General features: G+C 44.8%; 18 protein-coding genes. 7 read left to right on the top strand and 11 right to left on the bottom strand.

The window, feature by feature from the left end; genetic code table 11:
* Nucleotides 1-54: 54 nt before the first annotated feature.
* The 4 genes from ACLSSO_RS12340 to ACLSSO_RS12325 are packed head-to-tail and all read right to left on the bottom strand — an operon-like array spanning nt 55 to nt 4,722.
* Complete coding sequence (locus tag ACLSSO_RS12340; RefSeq protein ID WP_295899761.1) at nt 55-1,512, bottom strand: sensor histidine kinase; 1,458 nt, start codon at nt 1,510-1,512, stop codon at nt 55-57.
* The gene (locus ACLSSO_RS12335) at nt 1,490-2,176 is read right to left on the bottom strand and encodes a response regulator transcription factor (RefSeq protein WP_295899766.1); all 687 of its coding nucleotides are present in this window, start codon (nt 2,174-2,176) and stop codon (nt 1,490-1,492) included. Before ACLSSO_RS12335 ends, ACLSSO_RS12340 begins: the two co-directional genes overlap by 23 nt.
* Nucleotides 2,157-4,271 (bottom strand): LTA synthase family protein, encoded by a 2,115-nt coding sequence (locus ACLSSO_RS12330; protein WP_413942988.1) that lies wholly within the window; start codon nt 4,269-4,271, stop codon nt 2,157-2,159. Before ACLSSO_RS12330 ends, ACLSSO_RS12335 begins: the two co-directional genes overlap by 20 nt.
* A 55-nt stretch (nt 4,272-4,326) precedes the next feature.
* Entirely contained in the window at nt 4,327-4,722 is a 396-nt protein-coding gene (locus ACLSSO_RS12325) for a hypothetical protein (protein ID WP_340592301.1), read from the bottom strand.
* 90 nt (nt 4,723-4,812) lie between these two features.
* Between ACLSSO_RS12325 and ACLSSO_RS12320 the strand changes: the two genes are divergently transcribed.
* The 5 genes from ACLSSO_RS12320 to pdxH all read left to right on the top strand — a co-directional run bounded on the left by ACLSSO_RS12320 (nt 4,813) and on the right by pdxH (nt 8,617).
* On the top strand, nt 4,813-5,046 hold the full coding sequence (locus ACLSSO_RS12320; protein WP_295899775.1) for a twin-arginine translocase TatA/TatE family subunit: 234 nt from the start codon (nt 4,813-4,815) through the stop codon (nt 5,044-5,046).
* Entirely contained in the window at nt 5,043-6,092 is a 1,050-nt protein-coding gene (gene selD, locus ACLSSO_RS12315; RefSeq protein WP_413942987.1) for a selenide, water dikinase SelD, read from the top strand. The genes ACLSSO_RS12320 and selD overlap by 4 nt, the downstream gene beginning before the upstream one ends.
* Entirely contained in the window at nt 6,093-7,232 is a 1,140-nt protein-coding gene (gene mnmH, locus ACLSSO_RS12310; protein WP_413942986.1) for a tRNA 2-selenouridine(34) synthase MnmH, read from the top strand.
* Nucleotides 7,233-7,325: 93 nt separating this feature from the next.
* On the top strand, nt 7,326-8,030 hold the full coding sequence (locus ACLSSO_RS12305) for an FKBP-type peptidyl-prolyl cis-trans isomerase (RefSeq protein WP_413942985.1): 705 nt from the start codon (nt 7,326-7,328) through the stop codon (nt 8,028-8,030).
* Complete coding sequence (gene pdxH, locus ACLSSO_RS12300; protein WP_413942984.1) at nt 8,030-8,617, top strand: pyridoxamine 5'-phosphate oxidase; 588 nt, start codon at nt 8,030-8,032, stop codon at nt 8,615-8,617. Before ACLSSO_RS12305 ends, pdxH begins: the two co-directional genes overlap by 1 nt.
* A 1-nt stretch (nt 8,618) precedes the next feature.
* On the opposite strand, the gene ACLSSO_RS12295 is transcribed toward pdxH, so the two are convergent.
* The 5 genes from ACLSSO_RS12295 to ACLSSO_RS12275 all read right to left on the bottom strand — a co-directional run bounded on the left by ACLSSO_RS12295 (nt 8,619) and on the right by ACLSSO_RS12275 (nt 11,668).
* Complete coding sequence (locus ACLSSO_RS12295; protein WP_413942983.1) at nt 8,619-9,104, bottom strand: hypothetical protein; 486 nt, start codon at nt 9,102-9,104, stop codon at nt 8,619-8,621.
* 104 nt (nt 9,105-9,208) lie between these two features.
* Complete coding sequence (locus ACLSSO_RS12290) at nt 9,209-9,775, bottom strand: GNAT family N-acetyltransferase (protein ID WP_295899794.1); 567 nt, start codon at nt 9,773-9,775, stop codon at nt 9,209-9,211.
* Nucleotides 9,747-10,058 (bottom strand): hypothetical protein, encoded by a 312-nt coding sequence (locus ACLSSO_RS12285; RefSeq protein WP_295899797.1) that lies wholly within the window; start codon nt 10,056-10,058, stop codon nt 9,747-9,749. The genes ACLSSO_RS12290 and ACLSSO_RS12285 overlap by 29 nt, the downstream gene beginning before the upstream one ends.
* A gap of 86 nt (nt 10,059-10,144) precedes the next feature.
* Nucleotides 10,145-10,534, bottom strand: coding sequence for a Co2+/Mg2+ efflux protein ApaG (gene apaG / locus ACLSSO_RS12280; protein ID WP_295899800.1), 390 nt, complete (start codon nt 10,532-10,534; stop codon nt 10,145-10,147).
* A 102-nt stretch (nt 10,535-10,636) separates the two neighbouring features.
* Nucleotides 10,637-11,668, bottom strand: coding sequence for an endonuclease/exonuclease/phosphatase family protein (locus tag ACLSSO_RS12275; RefSeq protein ID WP_413942982.1), 1,032 nt, complete (start codon nt 11,666-11,668; stop codon nt 10,637-10,639).
* Between the two features lie 56 nt (nt 11,669-11,724).
* Here ACLSSO_RS12275 and ACLSSO_RS12270 point away from each other — a divergent pair, with 56 nt between their 5' ends.
* Both ACLSSO_RS12270 and ftsH read left to right on the top strand, forming a co-directional pair.
* Nucleotides 11,725-13,266 (top strand): M17 family metallopeptidase, encoded by a 1,542-nt coding sequence (locus tag ACLSSO_RS12270; RefSeq protein WP_413942981.1) that lies wholly within the window; start codon nt 11,725-11,727, stop codon nt 13,264-13,266.
* A gap of 388 nt (nt 13,267-13,654) precedes the next feature.
* Nucleotides 13,655-15,499 (top strand): ATP-dependent zinc metalloprotease FtsH, encoded by a 1,845-nt coding sequence (gene ftsH / locus ACLSSO_RS12265; protein WP_413942980.1) that lies wholly within the window; start codon nt 13,655-13,657, stop codon nt 15,497-15,499.
* A 4-nt stretch (nt 15,500-15,503) separates the two neighbouring features.
* Here ftsH and ACLSSO_RS12260 read toward each other — a convergent pair whose 3' ends face one another.
* Nucleotides 15,504-16,925 (bottom strand): hypothetical protein, encoded by a 1,422-nt coding sequence (locus ACLSSO_RS12260; protein WP_295899811.1) that lies wholly within the window; start codon nt 16,923-16,925, stop codon nt 15,504-15,506.
* Nucleotides 16,925-17,527, bottom strand: a complete 603-nt coding sequence (locus ACLSSO_RS12255; protein ID WP_340592286.1) for a DUF502 domain-containing protein — start codon at nt 17,525-17,527, stop codon at nt 16,925-16,927. The genes ACLSSO_RS12260 and ACLSSO_RS12255 overlap by 1 nt, the downstream gene beginning before the upstream one ends.
* Nucleotides 17,528-17,609 lie beyond the last annotated feature (82 nt).

The following is a 17,609-nucleotide window of genomic DNA, read 5'->3' as shown; positions in this document are numbered from 1 at the left end:
ATTGGAAACACTAGAAGATTAGCAAACAGTGTTAAAACCCCCATTAAAACCGAATTAAATGTTTTTAATTTCAAAGCTAAATCTTGCACCGTGTCCTGAGTGATTTTGCGCAGTTAGCTTTGCTTCGTGAAGAATGGCTATTTTTTGAGCAATCGCCAAACCTAGACCAAAGCCCTTAACTCGTGTCTCCATATTAGACCCGCGCGAAAAGCGTTCGAAAATGAACGGAAGAAGTTCTTCAGGAATGCCGGGACCGTTGTCATCAACGATAAGTTCCGTTACATCTTCTTTCCAAATCAAAGTGACAGTCACAACTTCACCGTTCGGAGAATACTTGATCGCGTTCTCAATCACATTCGTCACAAGATTCTGAAGAAGATCATTATCGCCACGGACCATTTTGCGATCTTCGGAGGTCTCGTTGTTGATGTTGAGTTTAATTTTGATATTTTTAGAACTCGCAAGCTTCTCACAACGAGGCAGCACTTCAAAGATCAGCTCATCCAAGGCAATCTCTTGCATGTTCAAAGCGCCAATGCCCGCATCTACGCGCGCCAAGAGCAGCATCTCTTGCACAATGCTTGAAAGATTATCCACCTCTTGCAAGCCGCTCTTAATGAACTGTTCGATATCTTTTTTCTCAGTCTTTTGCAGAAGTTCCAATTCCCCACGCATGATCGTCAAAGGAGTCAACAACTGATGAGACGCATCCGCTACGAAGCGTTCCTGACTTTGAAAGGCCTGCTGAATACGGTCGAGCATTTCATTCAAAGTTAAAGCGAGAGTTTTAATCTCGTCATTGGCATTGGGAATCGGAACCCGTTGAGACAGTTCGCTCGCTTTGATTTCTTTGGCGGTGTTAATCATGTTTTTCAACGGATTCAACGCCCGCGCAGAAAGGAAAAGACCGCCGAGAGTTGCAATCAAAAGCACAAAAGGAATACCGACTTGCAACAACGTCAAACGCTGCGAGATCTGTGTTTCCATCAACGTCATGGGAACCGCAATTTGCAAAAGAAGCTGCGGTTTTGCAGCGTTGTCTAAAGGAAACGAAATCAATCGGTAAGAATCCGCTTCGGCAGAAGGAATATTGCGAATGTGTTCGATGGTTCGATAAGTCGCTTCTTCACCAGCCCAAATGCGTTCGAAATCTTTTTTATAAGGTGGATTAAATTCCCCGAAGTTTCCGACACGAGCGAGAACAGCGCCGGAACTGTGGCGCACTTGAATCAAGGCTGTTCCTAAAGGAAACGGAAGAATTTTACCGTGATCTAAGCGCAGGGGAGGAAAGCTCAGATCACCCTTCACACCAATCTCAATCCCTTCCGAGACGTCAACAGAGTAGTTGAAAAGCGCATCGTCGAAATCCTGTTGAAGCGTATCGATCATCGCCTTGAACAAGAACATATTAAAGAAGATGGTCGTTGCTCCGAAAATCAGAACGAAGATCAAAGACAGGCGCAGACGGATGCTGAAGCTTGAAAAGAAATTATAAATTCTCTTTAAGAACATAACCCGTGCCTACCACTGTATGAATCAGTCGCTTTGAAAAAGGAGCATCAATTTTTTTACGCAATAAATTGATGTAGACATCGATGACGTTACTTTCAGAATCAAAGTGAATATCCCAGACGTGCTCGGCAATGGAAACACGACCCAAAGGTCTTTCCGGATTGCGCATGAAATACTCAAGCAGGGCAAACTCTTTGGTTGTTAAAGAAATCTCCTGGCCTGAGCGACGCGCTTTACGCTGAATTAGATCCAACTCAAGATCCGCATACTTTAAAGTGTTTGAAGCAACTCCGTTACCTGCTGGAGTTTTACGACGAAGCAAAGCACGCACACGAGCATGAAGCTCGTCAAAAGAGTAAGGCTTCGTCAAATAATCGTCAGCCCCAGCGTCAAGTCCGTGAACTTTATCTTTGGTTGTAGAAAGAGCTGTGACCATCAAGATCGGGCCATCATAACCATCGCGGCGAATGTGGCGGGCGGTATCGATGCCACTTTGATCAGGCAACATCACATCCAAGATCACAAGGTCATAATCACCTTGAGCCATGTAAGATTCGGCTGCAGATCCGCACTCGGCGATATCCACTGCATAGCCGACTTCATTCAGACCTTTTTTTAGAAAGTTCGCCATTTTGGCTTGGTCTTCAACGACGAGAATTCGCATGCTGCATGCCTTTCTTATCTTGTTTCTCTTTCATGAAATAATAATCCAGGACGCCCATCAAGGATTTGTATTTCACAGACAAAGATTTTTTATGCTCCGTGTTTTCACCAGGGACCAAACGTTCATAAGAGCCTTGCCAATCCAAGGCGTGGTCATCAATCGCTTTGCCAGCCGCCAACACTCCGCCAGTGCGGTCGACAATCAGGTTGGAAGCGTTCACGGCAAAGTCATCACCTTTTGAAAACAGATCGCGTCCCAAGGAATTGTATTCCTGATTTGAAAGAGCCAGATTGTATAGAGTGGGAGCGATATCGACTTGCGAACCAAAAGTCTCTGGATCTAATTTTTTACGAATGGCTTCAGGCATGTAAATGTAAAACGGGACTGAGCCTTTTTGTAAAAGTTCTTGCTCGGTGAAGTTCACAATCCAAAACGTATGGTCACCAGTAACAGCGATAATGACTTTGTCTTTCAAAGGGGATTTTTTAATACGATCCAAAAACGCAGCGAGCTTATCAGTAGAATAACGATAAGTCGCAAAACGCTGAGCCGCTAAAGCCTTATCGACAATCAGACGAGAAGCCAACTCGTCAGGTACTTTTAATTCTGGAGATTTATAACTTGCGGGAAGCTGATAAGGAGGATGATTGGTCGTCGTCATTGTGAGCAAGAATTGCGGTTCCTTTGCGTCACTCAAAGTTTTAAAGACATAATCAAAAACATCTTCATCATAGATGCCCCAATCATGTTTTTCTTTAAGTCCGCCAAGGCCCTCGGCGATCTCTGTTTCACCTTCAACCGTGTCAAAATCTTGCATCAAGGCAAACTTATTCACTTCGCGCCAGCCGGGATTTCCACCATACAAGAATCTTGCTTTGTAACCGGCACTTTTAAATACACGTGCAGGACTTGAGCGGAAAGGCACTTGCAAATAATCACTCTCTGTCAAAAACTCGCTGATCGGTCTTTGTGGGGAGCCAATCATCAAGCAGCTTAAACTTCCAATCGTGGCATTCGTGCTTGAAAGAAAATGCGTCAGATAAGTGTCTTCATGAAGATGCTTTTTAAAGTTCCCAACCAAATCAAAGCTTGGATCTTGGTATTTAAACCAATAAGCCCCCAAAGACTCCATCGTCAAAACCACGACATGAGGACGCGTTTTTTCAGCCCATGGATTTGGAGCGGTTTTGTGTTTCATTAATTCCAAGGGATCAGCAGGGACTTTCTCCAAAGGAATCTGATAAAAATCCGCAAAGGCTAAAGCAGGGTTGTCACCGTAACCATAATGACGAAGGTTGCTGTCCCATTTGGAAGTCTGTAAAGACTTAAGCTCAATCGCACGAGTAAAAGCGCGAGTGCCGTTAAAGCACAAGTGATTCACGAAAATACTTTTAGAAATCCCCGTGTCCATTTCGCTTAAAGGAAAAAGTGCTAAAGAACCGCGGGCTCCGACACCGTTAAGCAAGAACAATGCAAAAAAGAACAACACGAAAATAGGATAAGAAACGGCGTGGGACTTTAGCGGAAGCCATTCACGACCTTCCGTGAAATTGATTTTTAAACCCTTCCATAGACAGTAAGTGAAAACGCCAAGCCCTAAGAAAATCCAAATGATCGGATAATTTCTCCACATGGTTTTGATTAAGGCCGTCGTGTCGTCGGTGAAAAAACCAAAGATCAAAACATTGATGCGATCTTGATAGAAACTATAAAACCCAAAATCCACCGCAGAAATAAATGTTACGATCAAAAGCATGACGGTGTAGTAGGGGATTAAAAACTTCGTAAAGCGAGAAAAGACTTTTCCTAAAAATCCTTCAAAGCCTTTCCAGAAAGAGAAAAGACTTAACAAAAACAAAATCAAAAACGGAATGGCGTTGATATAAAATAAAACCGTGCTGTCAAAGCGTGCGCCTAAAACAAACGCGTGAAGAACGTCACCGTGCAGTTGCGAAAGCTCTTGAGAATTTCCGTAGTAAAGATAGAAAGCGACTCGCCACAAAAAGCCAATCACGATGAAGACCGCATTCACGATCAGAATGCGTTTTAAGTACAGCCAAGATTGGTTAAGCCACTGCGCCCGAGATGTTTTCATTGAAGGCTGAAAATCTCACTTCCCGAGCGCTTACGCAAGATGAATCAGAACGGAGTCAGTCTGGAATTTTTCCGAAATCCCAAGGTTTGTTCGGGTCTCCGGAACCTTCCGTGCTTTTGCTTTTTTCAACGGTCTTAATACGTTTTTCAGTCGTCGCGACAACTTTCACAGGTTTGCCTGTGGGTTTACGACTGTCTTCGAGATCTTTAAGCATCTTGGCATAGTGCTCCGTAGAGCGCAAAAGACTGTAGGCTCCTTTGTTCTCTCCCTCAAAAAACACCTCAACACCATCGCTTTCTTCGCGCACCACTTTCACTTTAGCGCTAAAGCTTTTGGTTTTTTCAGGTTCCGCTTCTTGTTCGTAAAGGTTTGTATTGATCTTCTTGGGCGGGGCCTGTTCTTGGGCCTGCGCATCACCCGCGAGGAATAAGACGACGATGAAACTCAGCATTGTTTCCCCCTTTCTCAATATAATGCACGGCCTTTTGTTGCCACGCAATAGGGCTTATAGTACTGTCCACGATTGTAACGAGGAGACCTTATGAATCTTGGTTGGACTGAAATCCTATTGATTGGCGGCATTGCTTTACTTCTTTTTGGCCCAAGCAAACTTCCCGGATTGGGACGTTCTATGGGGGAGGCGATCCGTGGTTTTAAAAAAGGCCTGAACGAGGACGCTTCTCAAGAACGTGAAGTTGGTAAACAAATTCCTCAAAATCAAGAACAGCCTCTGAATCAAACTCAAGAGGAAAAAGATTCTCACAAACAGTCATGAGCTCAGATAAAATTGCCCTGACTCAAACTGTGCAAAAAGGAGGATGTGCCGCAAAGGTGGCTGCCTCCGAACTTCGTAAAATTTTGCAACAGGTGAAGTTTCCGGTCCCACATCCCAATCTTCTTGTGGATGGCGGACTTTTTGATGATGCGGCAATTTACAAAGTGAACGACGAAATCGCGCTCGTTCAAACTCTCGATTTTTTTACTCCCATTGTTGATACTCCCAAACTTTTCGGTGAAATCGCTGCGGCCAATGCGCTGAGCGATGTCTATGCCATGGGCGGAAAACCAAAGACCGCGATGGGTATTTTGGCGTTTCCGATTGCGACAATGCCAGAGCACGTGATCGTCGATGTGATGCAAGGGGCGAGTGATAAAATCGCGGAAGCCGACGCCAATTTCGTCGGAGGTCACTCGATTGATGACGACACTTTGAAGTTCGGTCTTTCGGTCACAGGTTTTGTTCATCCTGATCATGTGTGGTCCAACGCCAAAGCGAAGCCGGGGGATCATTTGATTCTCACAAAAGCTTTGGGTACAGGCACCATGACGGCTTCTTTGAAACGTCAAGAATCTACGGAAGAAGACATCATGGAGGCTTTGCTCAGCATGGCCACCGTGAATAACGCCATTGACTTTATTCCTGCAAATATGGTGAACGAGATCCATGCGGCCACAGACATCACAGGGTTTGGGCTTTCAGGGCACTCGATGCAACTTGCGAAAGCAAGCCAAGTGAGTTTACGAATTCACTCACAAAAACTTCCGCGTTTTGCGAAAACAATGCATTGCTTAGAGAAGGGTTTTCTGACGAAGGCTCATAGAAGCAATGCTCAATACACGGAAGACTCCATTGAGGTTTCTAAACTAGACGCTCTTCATAAGTTATTGATCCACGATCCACAAACCAGCGGCGGCTTGCTCTTAAGCGTGTCTCCGGAAGTGAGTGGTTTGATGGTTCAGGCCTTGCGTGCGAAGTTTAAATCTGCTGAGATCATTGGAGAGGTTGTTGCTCGCCAAGATAAAGCAGTGATCTTCGACTAAATGAAGAATATTAAACCGGAACATCTTAAAGACTTATTTGTTCATGATGTGCCACTGATGGATGTGCGCGCTCCGGTGGAATTTGTCCAAGGAAGCCTTCCTGGATCTGTGAACCTTCCCATTCTTAATGACATTGAACGCGCCCGTATCGGGACGACCTACAAAGAGCAGGGGCAAGAAGCCGCTGTGAAGCTTGGCTACGAATTGATCTCTGGCTTGGTCAAAGAAGAGCGCCTCGAAAAATGGAAAAGTTTTATCGCGCAAAATCCGAATGCAGTGATTTATTGTTTTCGCGGTGGAAAAAGGTCGCAGATCACTCAGCAATGGTTGAAGGATGCAGGCGTTGAACGTCCCTTGATTGTCGGCGGCTACAAAGCCAGTCGTCAGTTCTTGATGGATACAATCGAACGGTTTTCAAAAAACCAAGAACTGCTGGCTCTGTGCGGGCCGACGGGAAGTGGAAAGACCGAGTTTCTAACAAAGGCTGATGCTTTTTATCCTACGATAGATTTGGAATTCTTCGCGCAACACCGTGGTTCGGCTTTTGGGGCTTTGGATGGGGCGCAACCGACCCAGATTAATTTTGAAAATCTTTTGGCTGTGCGATTTCTTAAGCTTGAGGACAAGGGGCTTGGGAATTTAAGACCCATCGTCGAAGATGAAAGTCGTTTAATCGGAAAGGTTTATCAGCCTACAAGTTTCTTTGATCGTTTGCGAGCTTCACAAGTCATCTGGTTGGATGAGCCTTTTGAGACTCGGTTGGAGAATATTTATAAAGATTACGTCTTAAAGACCGCGATCGGCCAACATATCGGACAAGCTCCGCGTTGCTTAGAAGAGCAGCAGATTCTGACGTCTCAAGCTCTCAAGGTTTTTGAAAAATACAAAATTTCTTTGCACGCTATTTCTAAGAAGCTCGGGGGATTGCGGACTCAAGAAGTCTTGGCGGATTTGGAAAATGCCGAGCAGGATTATTTGAATAAAAATGAAGTCGAGTCGAACAAGATCTGGATCGAGAAACTTCTTAAGTATTACTATGACCCTCTTTATCTTTCCTCTTTGGAACGCCGACAGGTAAGGCCGATCTTCAAAGGTTCCGCTGAAGAAGCTTTGCAGTTCCTTAAAAATCTGAAACCCTGATCGTTATTTCTCTGCGCGTTATCTGTTTGAAACGGCGAGAAATCGTCGCAAGATATGGCGTTAGCAAATTAACAACCTTTAAGGGGAGACAACATGAATAAGTTAGTTCTTGGTGGTCTTGTTGTAGCTGCAATGGCTTTTACAACAGCTTGCCAAAAGAAAGTTAAGCTCGACACTGATATGAAAAAAGCGAGCTACGCTATCGGCCAACAAATCGGTGGCAACTTGAAACAACAAAACATCGATTTCGATGCTGACGCTTTGGCGCAAGCTTTGAAAGATGCAGGCGCAGGTAAAAACGAAATGTCTAAAGAAGACATGCAAGCTGCGATGATGAAACTTCAAGAAATGGCGATGAAAAAACAACAAGAAGCCGCTGAAGGTAACGCGAAAGCTGGTAAAGAATTCTTGGAGAAAAATAAATCTGCTGCTGGAGTTAAAACAACAGCTTCTGGTCTTCAATACATCGTTGAAAAAGAAGGCACTGGCGCTTCTCCTAAAAAAGAAGACGTAGTAAAAGTTCACTACAAAGGAACTTTGACGAACGGTGAACAATTCGATTCATCTTACGATCGTGGTCAACCAGCTGAATTCCCAGTTGGCGGCGTGATCCCAGGTTGGACAGAAGCTCTTCAATTGATGAAAGTGGGCGGCAAAGCTAAACTTTTCATCCCACCTGAGCTTGCTTACGGTCCTTCTGGTCGTCCAGGCATCCCACCAAATTCAGTTCTAGTTTTCGACGTTGAGTTGATCGACATCGTAAAACAAGACAAAAAAGCTGAAGCTAAAAAGAAATAATGATCGATTTTAGCAAAGACCCTTTTGAGCATTTCGATCGCCTTCTTAAAGAGGCGATCGCAAAGCAAGTCCCTGAAGCCAATGCGATGTCAGTGGCGACAGTGGATGCAGAGGGTGTGCCCTCCGTACGAATCGTCTATCTAAAAGACGTTTCCAAGGGGGGCTTTGTTTTTTATGGCAACTACAAAAGTCATAAAGGCCAAGACATCGCTATCAATGAAAATATCTGTCTGAATTTCCACTGGCCCGTTTTGTGGCAACAAATCCGCATCACTGGAAAAGCCGAAAAGATCTCTTCTGAAGAAAGTGACGCGTACTTTGCAACTCGCGCGCGCTTAAGTCAGATCGGAGCCTGGGCTTCTCATCAAAGTGAGATCATTCCTGATCGTGATTGGTTGGTTCGCCGTGTGGCTGAGTATGAAAAACAATTCGACGGACAAGTCGTTCCTCGCCCTCCGCACTGGGGCGGATGGAGAGTCATCCCCACAGAAATTGAATTCTGGTTCGGTCTTACTGGTCGTCTGCACGAACGCTACGTCTATCAACGAGACGGTAAAGTGTGGAAGACGTTTATGAGAAGTCCGTAAATTATTTGTATTCGAAAGTGCAGGAAGCGGAGTTGTAGTCGCTGGATGTGCATTCGATCTTATTGAGTTGGGCCCACAAGAGTCTTGTTGTGTGGCTGTCGCCGTCCTTCAATAAATTTTCTTCGATCATTCTTTGGATGAGAGAGATCTGTCCGTAGTGGCAGTTTTCGTCGTTGATTTCTTTGCCGTTGCAAAGTTTTTCGTCATCGTCGGGATATTCGTACATATCAACGTGTTGGCCTGCGGAGTTGTCGGCGGAAACGTGGATCATTCTTCCGCCTGAAGGACTTGCATCGGCGTCGTAAGAGCAGTTCACGTTTGTCAGAGTGTATTTGCAGGTTTCTTCTTCGCAGTCAGATACGGCCGTCAGTTCAATCAAGCCTTGCTGGATGTCGTAGCCTTTTTCGCCATCGATGGTGCGAGTTTCAGCAGCGAATGAAGTTTGCGCTAAAAGGACAAGGGCAGTCGCGATGGCGAAGTTTTTCATTGTGGCTCCTTGGTTCACACCAGCTTTATGTTTTTATTTTAGGAAGTTTTCCGAAAAAGACAAAGGGGATTTGAATTTCAAAGCTTTTGCTTTTCGCAGTGGGCTTAGAAATCTTCTTTAGTGGCAGCGTACAAGACTAAATCCACCCATTTTTTATGGACTAAAAGGCGTTTGCGGCTAAGACCTTCCTTGCGAAGGCCGATGGCTTTTGCCGTTTTAATGGATTTTTTGTTTGTCGGAGCAATCCCGGCTTCCACTCTGTGAAGTTTCAAATCTTTGAAAGCGATTTGCATCGCTGCTTTGCAAGCCTCTTGCGCGTAACCGTTTCCCCAATAGTTATTGAAAATGCGGTAACCCAGGTAAGCATTTTGAAAAGGCCCGCGAGAAATATCCATGAGGTTTACTGTGCCCAATAAAATACCGTCATCTTTTCTGAAAATTCCAAATGAATAAAAGATGTCTTTCGTTCGTTGAAGTTTTTGAATTTTCAAAAGCTCTTTGAATTTTTTCTTTGTGAGTTCAGAGTCTTTCCAGTTGGTTTCATCCCACTCATTTTGTGGAGGACGAAGGCAGGAATGGGCCTGGGCCCAGTTTTCGTAATCCGTTTCTTCTAAAGGACGAATAACAAGACGTTTGGTGTTTTTATAAAGAGGCACTTTGATAGACTTCATTACGGATCAGTCTAAGAGGAATTCGTTCTAGCTTGCAATGATAATAGGTCAATGTATGAGCGCTTTTAACGTAAGCAGTGTGATCTTTGTGACCGACAAGTTTCAAAGTGATTTTGGTCTCAGGTCCTTTGGGAATCGCCACGGCTTTCGGAGTTACGAAATTAGTTTTTCTATCGTTAAGCCAGATCTCTGCGCCTTCTTGCTCGGAAACAACCATGCACAAACACATCGTAGAGTTTTTTTGAAGTCCTAAAAGTTCGCGCAGATTTTTGAACCAAGCCATGAAAGCCCCCTTCCGATCGGGAACAGGGTTTAGCACAGCTTTCTTTGAGTGATCTAGAAGATTTCTTAAAAACTAGACCTTATGGATTAATGAAGAGCGTGAGGAGCTATTAGATAGAATTCAGGAACTTCGACGCTGAAGCTCTCTCCATTTTCTGCAACAAAATGGTAGCGACCCTGCATGCTGCCTGTGGAAGCGTGAAGAGGGCAGGCACTGTCATATTCAAACGTCTGACCCGGTTGGATTTTAGGCTGCATTCCAACAACACCCGGCCCGCGAACTTCTTCTTTGTGGCCACGAGCATCTGTAATAACCCAATGGCGACTCATCAATTGAGCCGGAGCTTCACCCACATTTTTGATTGAAATTTTGTAAGCAAAAAAGTGATAACCCTGCTCTGGACGCGACTCCGCAGGAACGTAGACGACCTTCGCAGTGATTTGAAAATTCGGGGTTGTTGTTTTTTGCATTGCCATAGTGTCATCTAGGATAATTTCGACGCATATAAACGTCAACGAGCTAAAAAGAGAATGACAGATAACAAATGAAACCAAAGATAATGCAGCGTGTGCTGTCGCTTATTTGAGTTTGAGGTTCTCAATTTCAAACACCAACGGATAATGATCCGAAGGGAGATTGAGTTTGGCATCCATATTTCTTGGGATGTCATGTTCCATCCCGAACTCATCCTTATAGCGATGCACATACGAGCCACCGGGTTTCACCAACTGCTGCGTGTGTGGCGACAAAAACGCAAAATCAATTTGCCGTCCTTCCGCGCGGGACCCGTTTCGAACCTGGTAAAAAGTGGCGCGCGCCTCTTGCGGAAGACCGCTGACCTCCAGCACATCCTTTAAAGGAGTGGAAGAGTACAGATCTTTAAACTCTTCATCCGTATTAATCTTGCTAGCATTTCCGTTAAAGTCACCGGCCACAATCAATGGCAAATCAGGATGCACGATCTCAAGCTCATGATAGATTTCAAGCAAAGTGCGAAGCTCGGCCTGGCGTCTTTCAAAACCATTCGGATCAATGCGCTCAGGATCTAAGCGAGATTTTAGATGGGCGAGCAAAACAATCAGGGAAGGTTTTTCTTTGTCGGTTTTAAAAAGTCGAAGCTCCGCCACGTCTCGCGAAAACTTGTGACTGCTTGTGACCTTGCCACCTTTCACCGGATAGCCGTGCAAAAGACTTTCGCGCTCGTGCGGGTAGAGGTAATTGATCGGGCGATTCTTGTTGGATTGAAGATCAAAGTAGAACGGCAGATTTTTGCGGATCAAAAAACCGACGTCGATATTTCTTTCGGAGTTTCCCTCAATCAAACAAGGGGAATAGGCATCATCCATAAAGAGGAGGTTGAAGTTTTTTAAGGACTCAAAACCACCGACTTCGCAGAGCATAATAATATCCGCGTTGATCTCTTTGAGAGCTTTAGCGATGTCTTGAGTTTTCTTTAGCGACTTATTCTCATAAATGGAAGAGGACAGACGTTGCCACTGAGCTTCCTTCAGATTCAAGACATCTTTTGTTGGTGTCCCGTCGAACATCAAAAAGAGATTCTCTGCATTGAGTAAGCAAAATTTTAAATTTGTGGTCTCTGTCCACGTCATATTATGATTTTACGGAATTTATCACCCGAATCACAAACTAAAAGTGAGGAAATACAGTGGCTAAAAAATCGACTCCGAAGAAAACCTCAACAAAGCTTCAATTTCATTCATGGATTGAGACTTTTGATTTTGGCAAAGAACTTAAAGTAAAGAATGAATTGACAGGCTTCGTCTATTTCTTGGGAGTGGATGATTCAAATAAATTCACGTCCTTAGTGGAACAACATGCGCTGGATTGGCAGTTCGACACTTTAAAGAAAAGCGATCGTGAATTTCTTTACTTTGTAGGCCAAAAAGGACCTGTTTGGATTTTGCGTTCCCGTTCCAAAAATTCAGTGGGCCACGACGGTTTGATTGATGAAGCAAGTTACACTTGGGCTCGCGATCAATTTGGTTCCTTAGTAAGTCACTTTAAAGCCCATCACCTAAAAGCCGTACAAATCGAGTTCCATGGAACAGAAGAAGTTCAAGACTTGGGAGCTTTGGTTGGTTTTGATGTGGCAGTATACAACTTCCGCCAATTTGTTGACGGAAAACAATTGTCCGAACTTCCTAAAGTTGCATTGAAAAAATCTTTGGGTGGATTGGATAAAGATCTTATCAGAGAAGCCATGCTTCGTGCTCGCGCGGTGAATATTGCCCGCCATTTGGTGAACTTGCCACCGAATGATCTTAATCCAAGAACTTTTGCAGAATTTGCGACAACAAGACTTTCCTTCCCATCGACTTTAAAGGTGGCGGTGTGGGACACAAAAAAATTAATGCAAGAAAACATGGGTCTTCACGTGGCTGTTGGACAAGGCGCTGAAAACGGTCCTTGCATGGTTCACCTTAAATACCGTCCGACAAAAAAATCAAAACTAAAACCTGTCGCGTTTGTAGGTAAAGGCATCACCTTTGATACAGGTGGCTTGGATATCAAACCTTCTTCAGGAATGCGTTTGATGAAAAAAGACATGGGCGGAGCTGCCAGTGTGATCGCACTTGCAACTTGGGTGGCAGACAGCAACTACCCAGGACCTGTGGATTTCTATTTGGCCTTGGCTGAAAACGCTGTTGACGGAAAATCTTTCCGTCCAAGTGACGTGGTCACAGCTCGTAACGGTTTGAAAGTGGAAATTGACAATACCGATGCCGAAGGTCGTTTGGTATTGGCGGACGTCTTGGATGTTGCTTGCACACAAAAAGGTTCTGATGAACCTGAATATGTGATTGACGTGGCGACTTTGACAGGCGCTATTAAAGTCGGTCTCGGTGCAGAGATCGCAGGTCTTTTCTCGAATGATGATCAACTGGCTTCCGCTCTCACTCACGCTGGACAACGTGCGGGGGATTTAAACTGGCGCATGCCTTTGTTTGAAAAATACTGGGGAGAAATGTCTTCTCCATTTGCAGATTTCAAAAACTCCGGCGGCGGATTCGGTGGTGCCATCACAGCGGCTTTGTTCCTGCAAAAATTCGTGCGTGGAAAAAAATGGGCGCACTTAGACGTGTACGCTTGGACTGACAAAGCACAGGGGGCTTTGCTCTCTAGCGGAGGCAGCGGTCAACCAGTGCAATGCTTGATCGAATTCCTTTCTGATCGCGCACTCAAATAGTTTTTAGTAAAAGGGGGCTCCCACGGCGGAGCCCTTTTGTTTTCTGGCACGAATGTTCTTTAAATTTTCCGTGGTGTAACTTCGTCTTTCCCTGGGTTCCTCTTAAGATTTTAAGAAAAGAGGAAACGTCATGGGTGTCTGTGAAACTTGTGGGAACCACTACAAAAATACTTTTAAAGTGATCTTGAAAAACATCAGTCATGAATTTGACTGTTTTGAATGCGCTATTCATCGCTTAGCACCCGTGTGTGCGAATTGCTCCTGTCGGATTATCGGGCAGGGGGTGGAAGAAGATAGCATCATCTATTGCGGAGAACACTGCCTAAGAACGGCGGGCCGCACTTTGCATATTGAGGACACCACCGGGCTCTAAAATTGGAGGCGATAAATGCCTAGAGAAAGACGCAATCTTTTGCTCTTTATGTTATTCACTTTTGTCGCTCTCTTCTGGCTGCAAAACCTGTGGATTCGCTCAGGCTTTGTCGAAAATATTCCCTACAGTGAATTTGAGTCTCTTGTGAAATCCAACAGCGTCGAAAACCTGGTGATCGGTGATAAAACCATTCGGGGCGAGTTCAAAGAACCACGAGGAAACAAAAAACTTTTCATCACAACCAGAGTTGAGCCGGAGCTTGCCAAAGACTTGCAGGGCTCAGGCATCACGTATACGCGTGCGGTAGAGAGTACATTTTTTCGAGATCTTCTTTCATGGACTCTTCCGGCCATTATTTTTGTGGCTCTTTGGGTTTACTTTAGTCGTCGCGTTTTTGAAAAAGGCGGAATGGGTGGCTTGATGTCCGTCGGAAAAAGCCGCGCTAAGCTTTACGTTGAAACTGACGTAAAAACCACTTTTGGAGATGTTGCGGGTGTTGATGAGGCGAAAGATGAACTGCGCGAAGTGGTGGAGTTTCTAAAAAATCCTATTGATTATGAACGGCTGGGCGCGCGGATGCCCAAAGGAATATTATTGATTGGTCCTCCCGGGACGGGAAAAACTTTGCTTGCTAAAGCCGTGGCCGGAGAGGCTCAAGTGCCTTTTTTTTCTATCAGTGGTTCTGAGTTCGTAGAAATGTTTGTGGGTGTAGGAGCCGCTCGGGTGCGTGATCTGTTCGAAACAGCTCGCAATAAAGCCCCGTGCATTATCTTTATCGATGAACTTGATGCTCTTGGAAAAGTTCGAGCACCGGGAATGCTTTCTGGTGGGCATGATGAAAAAGAACAAACGCTGAATCAACTTTTAGCCGAACTTGATGGCTTTGATACGAAATCGGGTGTCGTTTTATTGGCGGCAACCAATCGTCCTGAAGTTTTAGATCCCGCTTTGCTGCGAGCGGGGCGCTTTGATCGTCAAGTTCTTGTCGACCGTCCTGATAAAATAGGCCGCGAAGCAATTTTAAAAGTTCACGTTAAAAAAATCCGCATCTCTGAAAATCTAAATCTAGAACATATCGCCAGTCTCACCTCTGGATTTACAGGAGCAGATCTTGCCAATCTTGTAAATGAAGCAGCGCTGGTCGCTACTCGCAGAAAATCTTCCGTTGTCGAAGAAGAAGATTTTGTTATGGCCATGGAGCGAATCGTAGCGGGTTTAGAAAAACGCAACCGTCTTTTAAGTCCGAAAGAAAAACGGATCGTGGCTTTTCATGAAATGGGGCATGCGTTGATTGGATGCGCGCTGCCGGGGACAGACAGGGTACAAAAGATCTCTATCATCCCTCACGGTATCGGTTCTTTGGGTTACACCATCCAGCGTCCGTTAGAAGATCGTTATTTGATGACCCGGGAAGAGCTCTTAAACAAGATGGCTGTTTTATTGGGAGGAAGAATTTCTGAAAGTTTGGTCTTTGGAGAAATTTCCACTGGAGCCGCTGATGATCTTGTGAAAGTCACCAATATCGCAGAGGCCCTGGTCACTCGTTACGGCATGAGTTCTTCTTTAGGTAACGTCGTTTTTGAACAGCAACCGCCCTCATTTTTAGAACGAACTTATCCGGGGATTGAGCACCGTGATCACAGTGAGGAAAGTGCGCAAAAAATTGATGCTGAAATTCGCCGAACCATTGACGAGGCGGCGAGCCTGGCTCGACGAATCCTAGAAGCCAATAGGGATATCTTAGACAAAGGGGCGAATCTTCTTTTAGAGAAAGAAACCTTGCAGGAGTCTGAAATAAAAACCTTGATGCAAGATCTTAAGCAGCCGCGTCCTGAAGAGCGGCCGTTGGATTTAGCGTGATTGTTTATTGATAGCCAAAAAGTTTTTTGGTCTTGATTAGATCGCGCACTTTTTCAGGCACAAGTTTTTCCCAAGCCGGATCGCCTTTTTCAATCATGCGCATGACATCAATGGAGTGCAAGTAATCTGCCGTTTCGTCACATCCTGAAATATCCACGATCTGCTTATTCTCTGTAAAGTAAGCATAGATATGACGGAGATGCGGAGCCGGGAAGAAACTCTTCGTTGTCAGACATAAAGTCGATGTTTTATGCGGGTAAATATAGAGCTTCGTCTTTTGCTCTAAAAGTTTCCCTAAACCCTCAAGAAGGCCACCTTCAAGATTTTTATAGTGTTCTTCTTTAAAGAGTTTTTCTAAATGGCTTGCGCCCACGACCAACGCCATAAAATGCGGATTGTAGCGACGGATAAAACGTTTAAGTCCATAGAATAAGAAGAAATTGGAAATCAGAACGTGCATTCCAAGATTCGTCAAAGTTTCAACACGAGCTAAGAAGTCTTTCTCATTGATATGGCCATCGGTTTGCAAGTTGTGCATCGTGAGTTCCATAATCGGCAACACATCAAGATCTTTGCCTTCGCTTTTACGAACATCGTCTTTGATTTGTGCTAAACCTTTTTGCAAGACATCCAGGTGAGTGCTGGTCACGGGACGGAAAGTTCCACGTTGAATCAACAACGCCTTTCCGTAAATTGCATCAGAAACGTTGAGGATCTCATTGTTGGGTGAAAACAAGATGGCTTCAGCTAAACCTCTACGAACCAATTCTAAATTCATCAGGCGGCCATCGAAATGTTTTACCGCAGGGCCTTTAAATTTAATCACATCAATAACGATCTGACCTTCTTTAAGACCTTCCACAAGATGAGTAATAAAATCTTCAACTTTATCTAAGTGATAAAAGGCGCACGTCAGAAGGTTGACACCTAAAACGCCCAAAGCTTCTTGTTGTTGCAAACGGTGACGATCCAGCATGCGCACATGCAAGATAATGTCGTTGCAAGGGCTGTTGGGATCTGCTTGAAATCGCACACCCATCCAACCGTGAGATTGTTTTTGTGTTTGTTTGTTGCTGCTTGAGGAAGCCGTTGCCACCGTGTTTGCAAAAGAGAAGAACTTCGTGTGGGCACCGCGTGTCGCCGACAAACGATCCGTTAAAAGATCGTATTCGTGACCCAGCATTTTTTCCAAACGTGATTCACACACGTAACGACCATTGGGTTCACGACCGTAAATATCGTCACTGACGATCATATCGTAAGCGGAAATAGTTTTAGCAATTGTTTGCGAAGCTTTGCCCGCTTGGAAAAAGTGACGAGCCACTTCTTGACCAGCACCGATTTCTGCAAACACACCATAGCGAGTGGTGTCGATATTGATTCGCAGTGCTTTACCCGTGGTGTTTTCAGAAGAATACTCGGACATTATTTTTTCTCGCCTTCTTTTTCAGCTTTCACCCAGCCTGTGATCGCAAGACTCATGGCTTTTTCAATCGGCATATCTAACGGAGTGATACGAGAGCGCGGCACCATCAAAGTAAAACCACCCAAACCGTAACTCATCGGAATGTAAACGGCGATACGATCTCCCGCATTTTGTTCAATGGCAGGAACGTCCTTAAAACTTTCGCGTGTCACAAGACCCAACGCGCGAACTCCAGAGTCGGACAAGTCCACAAGCACAACTTTTTGCAAACCACCCGGACCGCCCCCTTTTGAAAACAAATTCATGAGATCGCGCAGGGGACTGTAGATCGCTTTGATAAATGGAACTTGCGTCAGCTTTTGTTCCAGCTTTTGGAAGATACCGCCAGCCAGGATGTTGTTGAGAATCAAACCCAAAAGAAGAATCAAGACAATTGTAAGTAAGAAACCCAAACCCGGAATGTAGATGGGAAGAATTTGGCGGAGAGCATCTCCAAGAAAACTATCAACGATCGCGATACCTGCGTAGATGATATAAATCGTCAGCGCAATCGGTAGGAAAGTCACGAGACCTTGCAAGAAGATTTTCTGAAGTTGTTTCATAGCTGGATGTCCTGTTCGCTTTTTAACATATCGGTTGAAACTAAATATCAGCTTAGTCGAGGCTCTTCAAGCTCTTACGCCG

Origin of the sequence: Bdellovibrio sp. HCB-162 (assembly GCF_047344985.1) — a bacterium.
Classification (GTDB): Bacteria; Bdellovibrionota; Bdellovibrionia; order Bdellovibrionales; family Bdellovibrionaceae; genus Bdellovibrio.
Note: the sequence above shows the minus strand (reverse complement) of the source record. Positions and strands in the feature narration are given on the sequence as shown.

Excerpts from the sequence above, each read along its gene's own strand:
- ftsH (WP_413942980.1), top strand. The coding sequence starts at position 13,655 with ATGCCTAGAGAAAGACGCAATCTTTTGCTCTTTATGTTATTCACTTTT.
- ACLSSO_RS12290 (WP_295899794.1), bottom strand. The coding sequence starts at position 9,775 with ATGAAGTCTATCAAAGTGCCTCTTTATAAAAACACCAAACGTCTTGTT.
- ACLSSO_RS12335 (WP_295899766.1), bottom strand. The coding sequence starts at position 2,176 with ATGCGAATTCTCGTCGTTGAAGACCAAGCCAAAATGGCGAACTTTCTA.
- apaG (WP_295899800.1), bottom strand. The coding sequence starts at position 10,534 with ATGGCAATGCAAAAAACAACAACCCCGAATTTTCAAATCACTGCGAAG.
- ACLSSO_RS12255 (WP_340592286.1), bottom strand. The coding sequence starts at position 17,527 with ATGAAACAACTTCAGAAAATCTTCTTGCAAGGTCTCGTGACTTTCCTA.
- ACLSSO_RS12285 (WP_295899797.1), bottom strand. The coding sequence starts at position 10,058 with ATGGCTTGGTTCAAAAATCTGCGCGAACTTTTAGGACTTCAAAAAAAC.
- mnmH (WP_413942986.1), top strand. The coding sequence starts at position 6,093 with ATGAAGAATATTAAACCGGAACATCTTAAAGACTTATTTGTTCATGAT.
- ACLSSO_RS12260 (WP_295899811.1), bottom strand. The coding sequence starts at position 16,925 with ATGTCCGAGTATTCTTCTGAAAACACCACGGGTAAAGCACTGCGAATC.
- ACLSSO_RS12305 (WP_413942985.1), top strand. The coding sequence starts at position 7,326 with ATGAATAAGTTAGTTCTTGGTGGTCTTGTTGTAGCTGCAATGGCTTTT.
- ACLSSO_RS12340 (WP_295899761.1), bottom strand. The coding sequence starts at position 1,512 with ATGTTCTTAAAGAGAATTTATAATTTCTTTTCAAGCTTCAGCATCCGT.
- ACLSSO_RS12320 (WP_295899775.1), top strand. The coding sequence starts at position 4,813 with ATGAATCTTGGTTGGACTGAAATCCTATTGATTGGCGGCATTGCTTTA.
- ACLSSO_RS12295 (WP_413942983.1), bottom strand. The coding sequence starts at position 9,104 with ATGAAAAACTTCGCCATCGCGACTGCCCTTGTCCTTTTAGCGCAAACT.
- ACLSSO_RS12275 (WP_413942982.1), bottom strand. The coding sequence starts at position 11,668 with ATGACGTGGACAGAGACCACAAATTTAAAATTTTGCTTACTCAATGCA.
- pdxH (WP_413942984.1), top strand. The coding sequence starts at position 8,030 with ATGATCGATTTTAGCAAAGACCCTTTTGAGCATTTCGATCGCCTTCTT.
- selD (WP_413942987.1), top strand. The coding sequence starts at position 5,043 with ATGAGCTCAGATAAAATTGCCCTGACTCAAACTGTGCAAAAAGGAGGA.
- ACLSSO_RS12325 (WP_340592301.1), bottom strand. The coding sequence starts at position 4,722 with ATGCTGAGTTTCATCGTCGTCTTATTCCTCGCGGGTGATGCGCAGGCC.
- ACLSSO_RS12330 (WP_413942988.1), bottom strand. The coding sequence starts at position 4,271 with ATGAAAACATCTCGGGCGCAGTGGCTTAACCAATCTTGGCTGTACTTA.